Raw genomic sequence first — 16,237 nt, 5'->3', positions numbered from 1 at the left:
CGTTGGGAGAGGTCACGAACGCTGATTTACCCGCCAGTCAGGGCCGCCTCGCGCCTGTTTATTTTCCTCGTTTTCGCTTGTGGTTAAAATGTGCCACAAACCTGCTTGTGCTTTTTGGCGTATTGCGGTGACGCGATAGTGATTCAAGCAAAGTAGACATAAAAAAGGCGACCAAGTTGGCCGCCTCTGAAAAGAACTAAAAGCGGGCTTGATTAGTTATTCGCGTGTAGCTCGTGGTTGAGCTCGACCGCCGTTTTGTTGGTTAAGCATTCAACCGCTCCCGTTTTTGAGTTGCGGCGTAGCAATAGGTCCGACTTACCGGCCAAATCACGTGCTTTGATGCTTTCGACCACATTGCCGTCAGCGTCGAGCATGGTGACTTTGGTGCCTGCGGTGACATACAGTCCTGACTCGATGGTGCAACGATCGCCTAATGGGAAGCCAAGGCCAGCATTGGCACCCAACAGTGAGTTCTCACCAATTGAGATCACAATCTGGCCGCCGCCACTCAGCGTCCCCATAATGGATGCACCGCCGCCAATATCGCTACCTTGACCGACCATCACACCCGCAGAGATACGGCCTTCAATCATGCTCTTGCCTTCGGTGCCGGCATTGAAGTTGATAAAGCCTTCGTGCATCACCGTAGTGCCTTCACCCACATGGGCGCCCAAGCGAACACGGGCGGTATCAGCAATACGCACACCGGCAGGCACCACGTAATCGGTCATTTTCGGGAATTTATCCACGCACTCAACGGTTAATGTTTCGCCTTTCAGACGCGCTTCCATCTGACGCTCAGGCAGTTCCGGCAAGTCGATTGGGCCTTGGTTGGTCCAAGCGATGTTGTGCAGCAGGCCAAAGAGTCCGTCTAGCACCACACCGTGTGGTTTGACTAAGCGGTGCGAGATCAGCTGAAGCTTGAGGAAGCCTTCAGCCACCGATGCGGGTTTGCTGTCGTTTTCTAGAATAACCAGCACCAGTGGCTGTGTGGTTTGTTGAGCCTTGCTCGCAAAGTTAGCTGCCTTTTGAGCGCCAGCGGCGGCGAAGGCTTCACTGATTGCAGCGCAGGTTTCTGGTGCAACCTCTAGTACCTGATTACCGGCGCTATAATCGGTTAGCGCGCTTAGGGCACTTACCAGATCATCACTAGGATTAAGCAGGGGCGCTGGGAAATAGGCTTCAATGATTTTACCGTCCTGGTTTTGAGTGGCGGTACCGAGTGCCAGAGCAAAGCTTGCCATTGGGGGGAATCTCCTTGTGTCGTTGGGCTTAAAACATCAAACACTTCATCTTAAAGACAAGCGGCGGTGGTTGGAAGCGCTTAACGGCTGGCGGAGGCAAAAACCGTTACAGGTCAGCGCACCGATTCATGTTGATGCATAGTCATCAGGAGACAGGCATAAAAAAAGCAAGCCAAATGGGCTTGCTCTTTCGCGGATGCTAAAAGGGTCAGCAATCACAACTTTAGGCCGCATCGGCGTCTTTGTCGTCGCGACTCTCGTCCGCTTTGTTCTCGCTTTTTGCCGGCTTTTTCTTTGCCGCCTTGCGTTTTGCGCCCAGTGCTTCAAGCACCGAGTCTTTGTGTTGAGCAAGGTATAGCGACAAGGCTTCACGCTTTTCTTCGTCGTCTACCAGTTCGCTTTCTCCAATTAGATCGAACATGGCATCCGCCATATCCAACATTTTGTCGTAGGCGTCGGCTTCAGCTTTGGAGGTAAATGTCATCTTTTCTTCTCCCTCGCGTTCGACCACGTACTTGACGATAACGGCCATAATTACCCTCTCTTCGTTGATTTACTGTCTTTTTATACAGTAGGATAAGGGCCATTGTCCACTGACCCGGCCATGATTGTGACATGAGAGAAAAATTTAGCACCATTTATCAACGTGCCGCTGAGCGCAAAGGCGGTCAACGCGAGGTAGAGCGCATGTTGGTGGCACCGCTTGCGCCTCATGCCTTGTGTGAGATACCAGATGATCGCTGGCTCGCAGCGTTTAGCCAGAAGGTGTTTCAATCGGGGATTAGTTGGCAGGTAGTGCGTAAAAAATGGCCCGGATTTGAAGAGGTGTTCTGGGGCTTTGATATTGATAAAATGCTGCTGATGCCGCCGGAAATGTGGGAAGAAAAAGCCACCAACCCAGCGATTATTCGTCATCTTACCAAGGTGATGACGATTCCGCACAACGCGGAAATGATCCACCGCGTGCAGCAATCGCACGGCAGTTTTAGCCAGTTTGTCGCCGATTGGCCCAGCGAAGATATTGTCGGGTTATGGCAGTATTTAAAAAAGCACGGTAAGCGTTTAGGCGGTAATACCGGTGCTTATACCTTGCGCCGAATGGGCAAGGACACCTTCTTGTTCACCCGTGATATCGAGCACTACCTGCGCGCGACTAAAATCGTTGATAGCGGTCGAGAGACCAAGCGGGCGATGCAAGCAGCGCAACAGGCATTTAATGAGTGGCAGCAAGAGTCGGGGCGTTCACTGAACCATATCAGCCAGCTGATCGCATTCAGTGTGGGTGACAATCGCGTTTAATCGCGCAGCGATTTGCTGTGCCATCACGCGCTTAACAAGTCGTGTGCGAGGTCGCGGCGTATCGATGGCGGTTTGCGCTTAGTACGGCAATCGGCCACAATCGATGCCAGTTATCTTTCCCATGTGAGCGCCTTGTGTTTACTGTTTATCACTCTAATCAGCTCGATCTGTTGAAGTCCTTGTTGGTCTCCCTAATCCAACAGCGACCACTGTCTGACCCTTTTCAAAAAGAACTTATTCTGGTGCAAAGCCCCGGCATGGCGCAGTGGTTAAAAATGGCACTCGCCAATGAGCAGCAGATTGTCGCGAACGTCGAATTCCCGCTTCCCGCTACCTTTATCTGGCAGCTGTTTGTGCGGGTGTTGGATGGCGTGCCTGAGCGCAGTGATTTCAATAAAGAGGCGATGACATGGAAGCTAATGGACATCTTACCCAGCTGTCTGGATGCGCCAGAGTTCGCTGATTTAGCCGCGTATTTGGAAGATAGCCAGGATCAGCAACGCGCCTACCAGCTGGCCGAAAAAGTGGCCGATATTTTCGACCAGTATTTGGTCTATCGCCCCGAGTGGGTGCTGGCATGGGAGCAAGAGCAACCGGTACCCGAGCTTGACGATGTGCAGCCTTGGCAGCAAAAACTGTGGCGTCGCTTATACGATCACACATTGGCGCTGGGCCAATCGCCTTACCATCGCGCCAACTTGTATCAAGAGTTTATCGATACCTTAACCAGCCATCAGCACAAACCTGAAGGGCTTGCTGATATTGAGAGGGTGTTTGTATTTGGCATATCCGCGCTCCCACCACGCTATCTGGATGCGTTGCAAGCACTGGGCGAGCATGTGGAGGTGCATTTTATGTTCACCAACCCATGCCGTTACTATTGGGGCGATATTCGCGACAAGCGCTATCTGGCTAAACGTGCCGCATTGGCGCGGGATAAAATCAGCCGAATTGAAGACATCCCCGCCGAGAGCCAATTGGCACTGGGGCTTGATGAGCCCGAGCACGGTGAAGTAGGGAACAGCCTGCTGGCGTCGATGGGAAAACTGGGGCGCGACAACTTACTGCTGCTCTCGGAAATGGCCTGTAATGAGATTGATAGCGGCTTTGTTGAGGTCAACCGCGATAATCTGCTGCATCATATCCAAGCCGATATTTTGGATTTGAATGAGCCGGGCGATCCCAAGCAGACTGAAACCAGTGCGGCGAAAACAGAAATCGAGCCAGATGATGCATCCATTGCAATCCATGCCTGTCACAGCCCGATGCGCGAAGTCGAAGTGCTGCACGATCAGCTACTCGCGATGTTTGAGGCCAACCCATCACTGAGCCCCCGCGATGTGATTGTGATGGTGGCGGATATCAATGCCTACAGCCCCGCCATTCAAGCGGTGTTTGGTAATGCGCCGAGTGAGCGTTTTATTCCCTTTTCCATCTCAGATCGCAGCGCCGATCAAGAAAGCCCGGTATTAGCCGCCTTTTTGCGCCTGCTCACCCTGCCTGATAGTCGATGCAGTGCGGCGGAGCTATTGGAAATTCTTGAGGTGCCGGCGGTGTCGCGCCGTTTTGCCATCGACAGCCAACAGTTTGATCAGATTAAGCAGTGGGTGGAAGAAACCGGCATTCGCTGGGGGCTTGATACCCATACTGCAAGCCAGTTTGCCTTGCCCGAGCAGTATCAGAATACGTGGCTATTTGGCCTGAAACGTATGCTACTCGGCTACGCGATGCCGAGTGAGGCCGGCTTGTTTGCAGACACCGTCCCTTATGATGAAGTCCAAGGGCTTAATGCGGAGCTGGCGGGGAGTTTAGGGCTGTTTATCGACACCTTAATTTACTACCAGCAGCAGTTAGCGATTGAGTGCGATGGCAAGGCGTGGGTGGCGCGATTGACCCAAATGCTGGATGACTGCTTCGCCATTGAAGGGGATGAAGAGTTAGCGGTCAAATTAATCCGTACTCAGTTAGACAGTTGGCTGACACAGCTTAGCGATGCCGCCTTTACCCACACGCTAACCTTGCCCGTGGTGCGCGATTACTTTAATGGTCGCCTCAACAACGAGCGAGTCAGCCAGCGCTTTTTGGCCGGTCAGGTCAACTTTTGCACCTTGATGCCGATGCGCTCTATTCCCTTCGATGTGGTGTGTTTGCTTGGGATGAATGATGGCGTGTACCCGCGCACTGTGCCTAGCGTCGGTTTTGATTTAATGGTGGGCCGCACGCGGGCAGGGGATCGCTCGCGTCGCGACGATGATCGTTACCTGTTTTTAGAAGCGCTGCAGTCAGCACAGCAGCGTTTATATATCAGTTATGTCGGGCGCTCAGTGCAAGATAACAGCTTAAAAGTCCCGTCGGTGCTGGTTACCGAGCTGCTTGAATATTGTACTCAAGGCTACTGTTTGGCCGGTGACCGCGATTTACCCGAAGTCCAGTCACGTCAGCGGCTGGAAGAGACGCTTATCCAGACGCATCCGCTCACTCCCTTTAGCCCAGAGGCGTTTGCTCATGATGGTAGCTACGCGCAAGAGTGGCTACCGGCTGCCAAAGGGCAAGGGACGCAACTGCCGGCATTTATGGATGATGCATTAAGCCCTGATCCGGATAGCCATATCGATCCTGTGATTGAGTTGGCTGAGTTGCAGCGCTTTTGGCGGTTGCCCGTGCGCTACTTTTTCCAACGCCGCTTGAAAGTCTTCTTTGAGCAGTTAGAAGCGCCGTTAGAAGAATTTGAACCCTTTCGCTTAGATACCTTGCACCGCTTTCAGCTGCGCGATCAGCTATTAGCCCACTTTATTGAGACTGATGATAGTCCCCAAAGCGTGAAGGATTTTATGGCCCGACAGCGAGGACAGGGCAAGTTGCCCTTAGCGTACTTTGGCGAATTGACCTTGGATACGCAAGTTATGGTGATCCGTGACATGTACCAACGCTTGACGCCTTTGCTCGCCGCGCCGCGCCCCGATCTTGAACTCAATCTGACCCTTCCTACTGCCTTGGGTGAGGTACAACTGCAAGGTTGGCTCAATCGGCGTTATCAAGACTGCTTGGTTCGCTTTCATTGTGGCGATCTGACTGTACGTCATCAGCTTTCAGTATGGATTGATCATTTATGCCAATGCGCAATGGGCGAAGCCGTGCCGAGTACGCTGGTGGGAGTGAAAGAAACCATTGAGTTTTCCCCACTCAGCAAAGATGACGCGCGAGCACACCTACAAGCCTTGGTTGAAGACTATCAACAGGGCCTGAATCAGCCACTTACCTATCTGCCAAGCTCAGTCGGGGCGGGGATAAAAGCCCGAGATAGTAAAAAAGGCTTTGATAACAGTGAAACCGGCCAAGACAAAGCGCTGAAATCGATACGCGATGCCTTTGTGGGAGGCTTTAATCCTGGTGAAGGACAAGACCCTTACGTTTACCGTGTTTGGCCGCAATGGCGTGAAAGCCTCGGCCAAGCGCTGTTAGCAACAGGCGATCGCCACTTAATGCCGATGTTAGCGCAGCGACAAAAACACTAGCATGCAGTGAAGCCCGCATCATAGGCGCGATGTGGCCTCTGTCTCTTCCTCTCCACGCTTCCCCCTGTTAGCCAAGTTGATACTTGGCTTTTTATTGTGCATCGATTGTCTTTAAAGCATGATTTTTGATGATCTGCTTGTCTTTTTATTCATTAAAGTTGAGTAAAAATCTAAATGTGCGCGCTAAATATCATTAAAGAGTGAGCAGGAGATGCGTCGATACGTCGGCGTTTAGCGTGATAATTGTTATCAATTTGTTGGTCAAAGATTGCGCGACTTGCGCCTCGTTAGGGGTCAATCTATTTGGGGTCTAAATATTTTTTAAACGATCATTTGAATAGTGGGTTTCAGAAAAAGTTATCATAATATCAGTATCTTGTGGTTTTTTAATTTGTTAGTGGACGTATTAAATGTGTGGTTTTGTAGGATTTTTACGATGTTTTTTATTTGAACGTGTAATTAACTTAACGCACAATGTCATCGAAAATTCACATAACAAACCATGAAAAAAAGGAAGTGCCTTCATGCATAAATTCTCAAAAAGCGCAGTGGCAACCTTAGTCTCTAGCCTTTTGTTGGGTGCCTCAGCGCACGCCGACGTCAGCATTACTCAAGGTAAGACTGCAATCCCAGATGGCGAGGCAACGCATGCCCAAGACATCACGGTAAAAAATGAGCATGTCGCGTTCGCATTGGCGGTTGAGTCTGCGCCACCATGGGGCGTGCCACGTGGTACCTTGGTGGACCTCGCGGCGGTGAAAAATGGCAAAATTGATCTAGACCGAGTCGCTTTTGCAGATTTCATCCCTAATAGCTGGTCGGCTTGGCCGAACGATCGTAAGTCGATTGACATTGTGGAAGACAGCGATGAAAAAGCGGTGATCAAAGTGAGCCGTAACTTCGACAAGGTCGACATTACCACTTGGTACACCTTGGAAGCGGGCTCTGATTCGATTGGACTCAAAACCGTGATGAGCAACCAAGGCGAAGACGACCTTGAGCTAGAATCAGGCCACACGATTTGGCCGGATACGGGCTATCAGTTCGCGGTACCAGGCCTTGAAGGCAATGAAGAAGCGATGGCCGATAATGCCCTAGCCGATCGCATGGTGGCGTATGACCGTGATTGGGCGTTCGCACTGCATGCGCCTTATTTTGATCGCATCAAATATAACGGCCGCGATATGTATTTGGGTCACACGCTTAAAGCGGGCGAGACCCGTACCTTTGACTCAAAGCTCCAGGTTGTTCCCAACGGCGATATGGCACCGATTGTCAAAGCGGAAGCTGAGCGTCATGGCGAAGCGACGGGCACCATTAGCGGCCAATTGCGCGCCGACAACGGTAACGTGCCAGCCGATGCGATTGTGATGATTGAAAAAGACGGTCACCCTTACGCGTGGACGCTTGCTAAAGAGGGTCAGTACAACATGGCATTGCCAGAAGGTAAGTACCAAGTGTATGGCACGGCAACAGGACATGCGAATAGCCAACCGCAATCCATTACCGTGAGTGCTGACAGTGAACAAACATTGGACTTCACATCGCTGAAAAGCCCAGCGACGCTTGCACTTAACGTGGAAGAAGCGGCCTCTGGTGTCGCCAAAGACGCGCGTGTGACTATCATTGAAGGCCAAGCGCCACCGGTTGAATTTTTGGGTAAGCGTACCTTCTTCACTGATTTGCTGCCTGCCGGCCATGCCGAGCTAAAACTGGCACCGGGTGAATACAAGTTAGGCATTAACGCCGGTGCGGGCTTTACTGCAGAATCACAAACTTTGGATGTAACGCTCGAGTCGGGCAAAACCAACCAACAAGTGGTGAAAGTGCCTCAGGTGACTTTCCCTAACCGTAACCATTGGTATGGCGCTGACTTGCACCACCACGGCAATGTGCTGGAAGGGGTAACACCTCCAGAAATCGTAGTGCGTGCTCAGTTGGCAACTGACTTGGATCTGACCTTTATCAGCGATCACGATTCCACCATTAATCACAAAGTGTTTGCTGACCTATCAGCAAAACGTGGCGTACCTTTCATTCCATCGATTGAGATCTCGCCATCGTGGGGACACATGAACCCATTCCCCATCGACAATGGCGCCGCGCTGACGGTCGATCCGGGTACTGATGACGTGCACACCTTGATTGATGCCGCGCATGAGATGGGCGCAGAAGTGGTGCCGATGAACCATCCATATAACGATTATGGTTACTTCACCAATATCGCTAAGGATGCGGTGCCGGGTGGTAAGACCGATCGTTTCGACCTGATGGAGCTCAACGCACGTGTCGATAACGAGCCGACCCTTGAAAAAGCGCACAAGCTTTGGGATCAAGGCGAAGCCATGTACCTCACAGCCGGTACCGATACTCATGATGCGTGGAACCAGCTTACCGGTCGTATTCGTATGATGGCCAATGTTGATGGTGAGCTAACGCCTCTTGCCTTTGCCAAAGCGTTGAAAGCGGGTCACGGCTATGCCACCCAGGGGCCCATTCTGTACCCACAAAACATCATGTTTGGTGAAACCGCCAAGGCCGGTGATAAATGGGATATCAATGTAGTCGCCGCTGATGGTCTCAAAGAAGTACGCTTGATCGGTCAAGGTGGTGAGGTGCTAAACAGCATCACCATTAACCCCGAAGAGAGTACACAGCGCCTTGAGCTATCACTGCCTATTCCTGCGGATGCAGAAGGTTGGATCAACCTAGAAGTGGAAGACAAAGACGGCAGCACGGCATGGACCAACCCAGTTTGGCTTCAGTCGTAAGCGTTACGTCTCAATCAATGAACCAAGGCCAGCCATGCTGGCCTTTTTAATGTTCGCTTTTTAGGGAGTCATCGCTCACCGCCAAGGAGCCACCAAGTCGTCTTGGTGATCCTTTCACTGTTAGGGCTTTATCAGTGTGAAAATAGCGAGAGACCTTGCTTTACACGCTGGCTGAGTGACAGTGCTTTATCGGTCAGTTCACGGGTATCATCGCTGGCTTGGGCATTTTGATGAGACACTTCGGTGATAGCTGCTAGGTTCTTGGCCACTTCCTCGGCGGCAGCTGCTTGCTGAGTGGTTGAAGTCGCCACTTGGCCATTCAAAGCGGCGAGTTCTTGAACCTGAGTTTGCAACGCGGCCATATCACGACGCGCCGCTTGTGCGTCATTGACACATGTTTGTGTTTGTTGTTGACCATCCACCATGCTGCTGACTGCATTGTCGGCCCGAGCTTGCAGCGTGCCGACAATATCACTGATGCGTGTGGTCGACTCTTGCGTGGATTGCGCTAATTGGCGAACCTCATCGGCAACCACTGCAAATCCACGTCCCGCTTCACCCGCTCGTGCTGCCTCAATCGCTGCGTTAAGGGCAAGTAGGTTGGTTTGCTCGGAAATGGTGTTAATGACGGTAGTCACATCACTGATTTGTTGGGTGGAGTCGGCGAGTTCACGTAAGATCTCAGACGTATCGTCGACGCGTTGCTGCACGGTTTCCATCGCGCTGGTAGCGCGTTGCAAACTGCCATCGACATCGTTGATGAGCTGTGTGGCGCTATCGGTTTGAGAAGCATTCGACTCGGTAAGGTATTGCACGTCACGTACGGCGGTAGAAAGCTCTTCGACGGCACTTGCCACAGAGTCGAGAGTGCGATTTTGTTCTTCAACCGCACGAGCGGTGCTGGCAGCCAGGCTTGCGACTTCTTCACTACCTTGATGCTGCTCGCTTACATTGGTATCTACCTGCGAGATCAGCCGCTGCAGCGCATCCAAAGCTTGGTTGGTATGCTGACTCATGTCGCTAATCTCATCGCGACCATACACGGTCGCGCGTTGAGTAAGATCGCCCTCAGCGAGTGAGGATATGACATGGCGCAGCGCCATGAGCGGTGTCAGCATCGCTCGGGAAAGGGCACTGGCAAGTACAATCATCACCGCGCTAATCAGAGCTGTCACTCCTGCTGCGTTGAGCGCTTGCTGCCACGCCTGTGCGCGTAGGTCATCCAAGTAGAACCCTGAACCTACCATCAAATCCCAAGGACCAAAACGCTTCACCACACTGAGCTTTTCTACCGCTTGATGACTACCGGGCTTTTGAAATGTATACCGCGCGATCCCCCCATTAGCTTGATTAGCGGCCTGGGTCAGGGCGGGTAAAATCGATTGGCCATCGGCATCAACAATTTGCCGCGTGTTTTTGCCTACTGCACTTTCGGCACCAGCAATCATCACATTATTGCGATCGACGATAAAAAAGTAGCCGGCTTGGCCATATTTGAGTGCGCTGACAGCATGAAGAACGGATTCGGGGGGCGTGTCTTGGTTGGGGTATTGTCGGTGCATAGCATCAAGATAGTGCCATGCCATATCGACCTTTTTGTGCATCTGGGCGATGCGCTCTTGCTTGATGGCCTCAAAATGGGAAAAAGAAAGGTAAGCGGCCAAACTGACGAGACTTAATACGGCTAAGCCAACTAAAAGTAAGAGCTTATTACGCACCGAGAGTCGGTGGATGAGTGGCATGGTGATACTCCCTGTATGAGTTTTATATGAGTGATAGTTATAAGCAGTCCATTATTAATAGAATTAAAACTAAATATCAAGTCATGATAATGAGTATTAATATCATTTGAGGGGTGTGAGCATGAATAACAGTCAATGAGTCGGGCAGGAAAATCTTAGCGAGCTCAGCACGGTTGTCTCGGCCTGAATATGTTTTCCCCCAAGGGGTTGCTACAATAGCGAGCAGACTAGGCGATGAAATAATGATATGGAACCGCAGATCCTCAACCCGCTCACCTTGCCACTTGATGGCGTCCGATTAATCGAAGCCTCCGCCGGCACCGGCAAGACGTTCACGATTGCTGGCTTGTACCTGCGATTGTTGCTTGGGCATGGCCGCGCGGCGCCGTGTCGGGTCGAGCAAATACTGGTGGTGACGTTTACCGAAGCGGCAACCCAAGAGCTGAAAGACCGTATTCGGCGCCGCATTCATGAGGCGCGTTTTGCCTTTATGCGCGGTGAGAGTGACGACCCTATCATTGGCCCTTTGCTGGCACAGGTAAGCGATCATAAAACCGCGGCGCAGCGACTGTTAGAGGCCGAACGTCAGATGGACGAGGCGGCCATCTATACCATTCACGGTTTTTGTCAGCGGATGCTGACCCAAAATGCGTTTGAATCGGGCAGCCTGTTCAGTCATGAATTTGTCACCGACGAGCGACAGATCAAAGCGCGCGCGGCGGCCGATTTTTGGCGTCGTCGTTTTTATCCGTTGCCTAAATCGTTAGCCGGTGTGGTGAGCAGCTACTGGCCCGCACCGGAGGCCTTATTAAAAGAGATTGCGCCCTATTTATCCGGGCCTGCTGTCACGGTCAAGGCGCCTGATCTCGGCGAAGATCTCATGGCGGCACACCAAGCGGCGATTGCCAAAATTGATGCGGTGAAGCGCGCATGGCGTGAGGCGGGGGAGCAGATCATCGACCAGCTCAGCGCCGCCAAGCTCGATGGCCGCAGTTATCGCAAAGACCATCTGGCGAACTGGCTGAATGCGATGGAACAATGGGCCAATGCCGAGACGCTTGATTACCAGTTGCCCGACAAGTTGGAAAAATTCGCTCAACAGACATTAGCGGCCAAGAGTAAAGCTGAGCCACCGAGTCTGGCGCTATTTGAGCAGATTCAGGCATTGGTTGATCAGCCGCCGACGTTAAAACCGGGATTGACCGCAATGGCGATCAAAGAAGTGCGGCAGCTGCTCCGCCAAGAAAAACGTCGCCAAGGGTGGCTCTCGTTTGACGATCTCCTTTCTCAACTTGCCAGCGCACTTGACCAAGATAGCCAAGGTCAGTTGGCTGCACGTATTCGCAGCTTATATCCGGTGGCAATGATTGATGAATTCCAAGACACCGACCCGTTGCAATATCAGATATTTAGCACTGTCTATCAGCCGCCAGTGGTGGATGGCGCCCCTGTATTCGAAGATCAAGAAGAAGGGGGGGAGCGCACCGGTTTAATGATGATTGGCGACCCTAAGCAGGCGATTTATGCCTTCCGTGGTGCCGACATCTTCACCTATATTCATGCCCGTGCGCAGGTGAGTGATCACTACAACCTTGCCACTAACTGGCGCTCGACAGATGGTATGGTGCGCGGGGTCAATGCCTTGTTCTCACGTGCTAAGGCGCCGTTCATTTATCAAGACAGCATTCCCTTTTTAGCGGTGGCCTCTTCGCCTAGCGCCAAACAAAAAGCGCTGGTGGTGGAGGGAAACGAGCAACCCGCGCTCACCTTTTGGCATCACAGCCCGGATGAATTGTGTGCCAAGCAAGATTTTGAACAGACGTTAGCGGTGAGTACCGCACAGCATATCACGCAAGTGCTCAACCAATCGGTGGCGGGCAATAGTTATCTACAAACGCCTTCCGGCCAAGCCGAAATTCAGCCGCACAATATCGCTGTGTTGGTGCGCACCGGACGCGAGGCACAGCTGATCAAGCAAGCGCTGGCCGAAAAAGGCGTGGCTTCTGTCTATCTTTCCAACCGTGATAATGTGTTCGCCAGCTCCGTCGCCAGCGATATTGAGCGCATCTTAGTGGCGGTGATGCAGCCTGAAAACGAGCGTAAGTTGCGGGCAGCGCTAGCCAGCCCCTTATTTGGCTTGACCGCCGAGCAGCTGGCGTTACTCAATCAAGACGAAGCCTTGTGGGAGCAAGAGGTGGTGGCCTTTAGCCATTACCGTGATACCTGGCAGCGCCGTGGCGTGATGCCGATGCTTCGCCAAGTCGCCAGTGCCCGCCAAGTGGCAGAAAACTGGTTGGCGATGCCGCAAGGCGAGCGCTGTGTGACCGACTTTTTGCATATCGCGGAGTTGCTGCAAAGTGCCAGCCAGCAATTGGACAACCCACACGCGCTGATCCGCTGGCTACAAGAGCGAATGGCCGAGCCTGCTCAACAATCGGAAGAGCAGCAGGTGCGGTTGGAGTCGGAGCGTGATTTGGTGCAAATCGTCACCATCCATAAATCGAAAGGCTTGGAATACGATCTGGTTTACTTGCCGTTTGCTTGTCAGTATCGCGAAAGCAGCCAACCGTTTTATCACGATGAACAGTATCAGCCAGTGCTGGCGCTGGATAATGTCGATGAAGGCAAAGAGCGGGCTGAAAAAGAGCGGCTGGCTGAAGATATCCGCTTGCTGTACGTGGCGGTGACCCGTGCCGTGTATGGGTGTTTTATCGGCTGTGCACCTCTTAAACAAGGCAACAGTCGGCAAAAAGATTCGGCCTTGCACCTAACGGCCCTTGGGTATTTGCTCCAGCATGGAGAAGCCGGTGATGCTAGCCTGCTGGCTGAGAGTTTGGCTGGATTAGCGAGCGCGAGCGATGCGGTGGCTGTGGTCGCCCCGCCTGAGCCGGATGATAGCCGTTATGCCCCTCAAACAGGTGCGTATGAGGCGCTAACCGCGCGTCAGTTTGGCGGCAAGATTGACCGTCAGTGGCGCTTAACCAGTTACTCAGGGCTGCTAAAACAAAGCCATCACATCAGTGCCTTGCCAACATTGGCCAGTTATGACTTGGACGCGGACGATGATCTCGCTGACGAGGAGACGGCGGATGTGGCGGTGGATCCTTGGTCGGTTTTTGCGTTTCCCAAAGGGGCGCGAGCCGGTACCTTTTTACATACCTTATTTGAAGAGGTGGACTTTACCGCCGACTTGATAAGTGAAGAAATCGCTGAGCTTATTACCCATCATCTTAGCTTGGAAAACTATGACCCACAGTGGTGCCCGATATTGCAGCAGTGGATGACACAGGTATTGAAACACCCGCTCAATGAGCACGGGTTGATGCTCAACCAAATTGATAATGCCAGTCGATTAACGGAGATGGAGTTCGTGATGCCTTTGGCCGCACTAGACTGCCAGCGATTGAACCGACTCGCCGCGCGATACGATGCGCTATCAGCGCGTGCTGGCCAGCTCACCTTTGACACGGCGCGCGGGATGCTAAAAGGCTTTATCGATTTAACCTTCCGCGCCGATGGTAAGTATTACGTGCTGGATTGGAAGTCGAACCATTTGGGGGATAGCGTGGCCGATTACCATCCTGAGGCGCTCAAAGAGGCGATGATCGCGCACCGATACGACTTTCAGTACCAAATCTATACCTTGGCGCTGCACCGCTTTTTGCGCCAGCGGATCCCAGATTATGATTACGACACCCATGTGGGGGGCGTGTTTTATTTCTTTTTACGGGGCGCCAGTGATAGCGGCGAGACCGGTGTGTTCGCGCACCGTCCCGACAAGGCGCTGATTGACGCCTTGGACAACCTCTTTGCTGGAGAGTCGGTATGAAACAAGCATTAATGGCACTATACCAGCGCGGGGAATTACGAGCGATTGATGTGCAATTTGCTTGTTTGATGGGCGAAGAAGAAACCCAATTAGATAAGGCTACTATCACAGTATGGGCGGCGCTGCTGAGCCGTGAAGTGGGCAAAGGCCATGTCTGCCTTGATTTGCACCAGTGGCAGCCGCCTAATGATGTCGCGTGGCAGCCCTTGCTGGAACATATTGATAGCCAAGCGCCAAGCGAGCAATTGGCGCAGGCCTCAGTCGTGTCCGATGGGATGCAGGCAACGCCCTTGGTGCTTGCCGGACACCGATTGTATTTGCATCGCTACTGGCATGCCGAGCAGCAAGTGGCGGGGCATATTCGCCAGCGCCTCACGGCGCTATCGGTACCGGATGAGGCCAGACAAACCCTAGATAACTTATTTGCCGCCTCACAGGCGGAGATTGATTGGCAAAAAGTGGCGGCAGCCACCGCGTTGACCCAGCCGTTTGCGGTGATTTCGGGTGGGCCGGGTACGGGGAAAACCACCACCGTCGCTCGTTTGTTGGCGGCGCTGGTGGCGTCGCACCACGCGGAGCGTACAACGTCTGCAGCGCTCACCATCAAACTGGTCGCTCCGACCGGCAAAGCGGCCAACCGATTGACTGAATCACTAGGACGGGCGATTGCCGCTTTGCCTGTTGATCATGACGTGAAAGCGGCGCTGCCGACCCAAGCCAGTACCATTCACCGATTATTAGGGGCGATTCCGCAGCGAGTGGCGTTTCGCCATCATAAAAATAACCCCGTGCATGCGGACGTGTTGATTGTCGATGAAGCCTCGATGGTGGATTTGCCCTTGATGGCACAGCTGTTCGATGCCTTGGCGTCCTCAACACGCATTATCTTGCTGGGGGATAAAGATCAGCTTGCCTCTGTGGAAGCGGGGGCGGTGCTAGGGGATATTTGTCAGTACGCCGAGGCGGGCTATCCATCGGCGCAAGCAGCGCGTTTAAGCCAGTTAACAGGCTTTGACGTACCCGAAAACCCACATGCGCCAGCGATCGCCAGTGCCCTTTGTCTGCTGCGCAAAAGTTATCGCTTTGATGCCCAATCCGGCATTGGCCAGCTCGCCTTTGCGGTGAACCGAGGAGAAATGGCTGAGGTGGGGGCGGTGTTAAAACGCGGCTATAGCGATATTGCCCACCATGTGTTGAGTGATGACAGCTATCAGACCCTGATGCAACAAGCGGTGACAGGATATCGCGATTACTTAACCACACTCGACAATGCAACGCTCGAAAATCCGTCATCAATGGCGGACGTGCTGAGTGCCTTTAGCCAATTTCGATTGTTATGTGCATTGACTGAAGGTCCGTTTGGCGTCGCCGGGCTTAACCAAGCCATTGAACAGCACTTAGCGTCGGCAGGGCTGATCGCCAAAGAGCGTGACACCTGGTATCACGGCCGACCAATCATGATTTTGCAAAACGATCATGCTCTGGGGTTGTATAACGGTGATATTGGGATTGCGGTGCAACACGCGGGGATCACCCGGGTGGCATTTGAAACCCACGATGGCGAGGTGCGCTATTTGCTTGCCAGCCGTCTGCCCGCCCATCAAACTGCGTTTGCGATGACGGTGCATAAATCACAGGGTTCGGAGTTTGCGCACACAGTGCTGGTGTGTCCGCCCACTATTTCACCGGTGATCACCCGCGAGCTGATTTACACCGGCATCACGCGGGCGAAGCGCCAGCTTGATCTTTACGCGTCTTGGCCGGTGCTGCGCCACGGTGTGGGCGCACGCACCGCCCGGTATAGTGGTTTGCCGGATGCTTTGATAGCGCCTTGATT

Annotated in this window: 8 protein-coding genes; 5 read left to right on the top strand and 3 right to left on the bottom strand. The window is 52.8% G+C overall.

What is annotated here, in order from left to right; genetic code table 11:
• Positions 1 to 212: 212 nt before the first annotated feature.
• Both dapD and EHW56_RS07805 read right to left on the bottom strand, forming a co-directional pair.
• Entirely contained in the window at positions 213 to 1,244 is a 1,032-nt protein-coding gene (dapD, locus tag EHW56_RS07810; protein WP_074213325.1) for a 2,3,4,5-tetrahydropyridine-2,6-dicarboxylate N-succinyltransferase, read from the bottom strand.
• A 223-nt stretch (positions 1,245 to 1,467) separates the two neighbouring features.
• Complete coding sequence (locus EHW56_RS07805) at positions 1,468 to 1,776, bottom strand: YebG family protein (protein ID WP_046074135.1); 309 nt, start codon at positions 1,774 to 1,776, stop codon at positions 1,468 to 1,470.
• 83 nt (positions 1,777 to 1,859) lie between these two features.
• On the opposite strand from EHW56_RS07805, the gene EHW56_RS07800 reads away from it, so the two are divergent.
• The 3 genes from EHW56_RS07800 to EHW56_RS07790 all read left to right on the top strand — a co-directional run bounded on the left by EHW56_RS07800 (position 1,860) and on the right by EHW56_RS07790 (position 8,829).
• On the top strand, positions 1,860 to 2,543 hold the full coding sequence (locus EHW56_RS07800; protein ID WP_152794905.1) for a DNA-3-methyladenine glycosylase I: 684 nt from the start codon (positions 1,860 to 1,862) through the stop codon (positions 2,541 to 2,543).
• 134 nt (positions 2,544 to 2,677) lie between these two features.
• Entirely contained in the window at positions 2,678 to 6,058 is a 3,381-nt protein-coding gene (recC, locus tag EHW56_RS07795; RefSeq protein WP_172970001.1) for an exodeoxyribonuclease V subunit gamma, read from the top strand.
• Positions 6,059 to 6,582: 524 nt separating this feature from the next.
• A complete protein-coding gene (locus tag EHW56_RS07790; RefSeq protein WP_152799495.1) occupies positions 6,583 to 8,829 on the top strand; it encodes a CehA/McbA family metallohydrolase in 2,247 nt (748 codons plus the stop codon).
• 131 nt (positions 8,830 to 8,960) lie between these two features.
• On the opposite strand, the gene EHW56_RS07785 is transcribed toward EHW56_RS07790, so the two are convergent.
• Positions 8,961 to 10,571: a methyl-accepting chemotaxis protein gene (locus EHW56_RS07785; RefSeq protein WP_152799494.1), complete on the bottom strand. Its 1,611-nt coding sequence runs from the start codon at positions 10,569 to 10,571 to the stop codon at positions 8,961 to 8,963.
• 247 nt (positions 10,572 to 10,818) lie between these two features.
• On the opposite strand from EHW56_RS07785, the gene recB reads away from it, so the two are divergent.
• On the top strand, positions 10,819 to 14,400 hold the full coding sequence (recB, locus tag EHW56_RS07780; RefSeq protein ID WP_152799492.1) for an exodeoxyribonuclease V subunit beta: 3,582 nt from the start codon (positions 10,819 to 10,821) through the stop codon (positions 14,398 to 14,400).
• On the top strand, positions 14,397 to 16,235 hold the full coding sequence (recD, locus tag EHW56_RS07775; protein WP_152799490.1) for an exodeoxyribonuclease V subunit alpha: 1,839 nt from the start codon (positions 14,397 to 14,399) through the stop codon (positions 16,233 to 16,235). The genes recB and recD overlap by 4 nt, the downstream gene beginning before the upstream one ends.
• Positions 16,236 to 16,237: the final 2 nt, after the last annotated feature.

It is taken from the genome of Salinivibrio sp. VGrn1, from assembly GCF_009377995.1.
Lineage (GTDB): Bacteria > Pseudomonadota > Gammaproteobacteria > Enterobacterales > Vibrionaceae > Salinivibrio > Salinivibrio siamensis.
This window is presented reverse-complemented; position numbering and strand designations above follow the sequence as displayed.

Coding starts and splice junctions, on each gene's coding strand:
- dapD (WP_074213325.1), bottom strand. CDS start 1,244: ATGGCAAGCTTTGCTCTGGCACTCGGTACCGCCACTCAAAACCAGGAC.
- EHW56_RS07805 (WP_046074135.1), bottom strand. CDS start 1,776: ATGGCCGTTATCGTCAAGTACGTGGTCGAACGCGAGGGAGAAGAAAAG.
- EHW56_RS07800 (WP_152794905.1), top strand. CDS start 1,860: ATGAGAGAAAAATTTAGCACCATTTATCAACGTGCCGCTGAGCGCAAA.
- EHW56_RS07790 (WP_152799495.1), top strand. CDS start 6,583: ATGCATAAATTCTCAAAAAGCGCAGTGGCAACCTTAGTCTCTAGCCTT.
- EHW56_RS07785 (WP_152799494.1), bottom strand. CDS start 10,571: ATGCCACTCATCCACCGACTCTCGGTGCGTAATAAGCTCTTACTTTTA.
- recB (WP_152799492.1), top strand. CDS start 10,819: ATGGAACCGCAGATCCTCAACCCGCTCACCTTGCCACTTGATGGCGTC.
- recD (WP_152799490.1), top strand. CDS start 14,397: ATGAAACAAGCATTAATGGCACTATACCAGCGCGGGGAATTACGAGCG.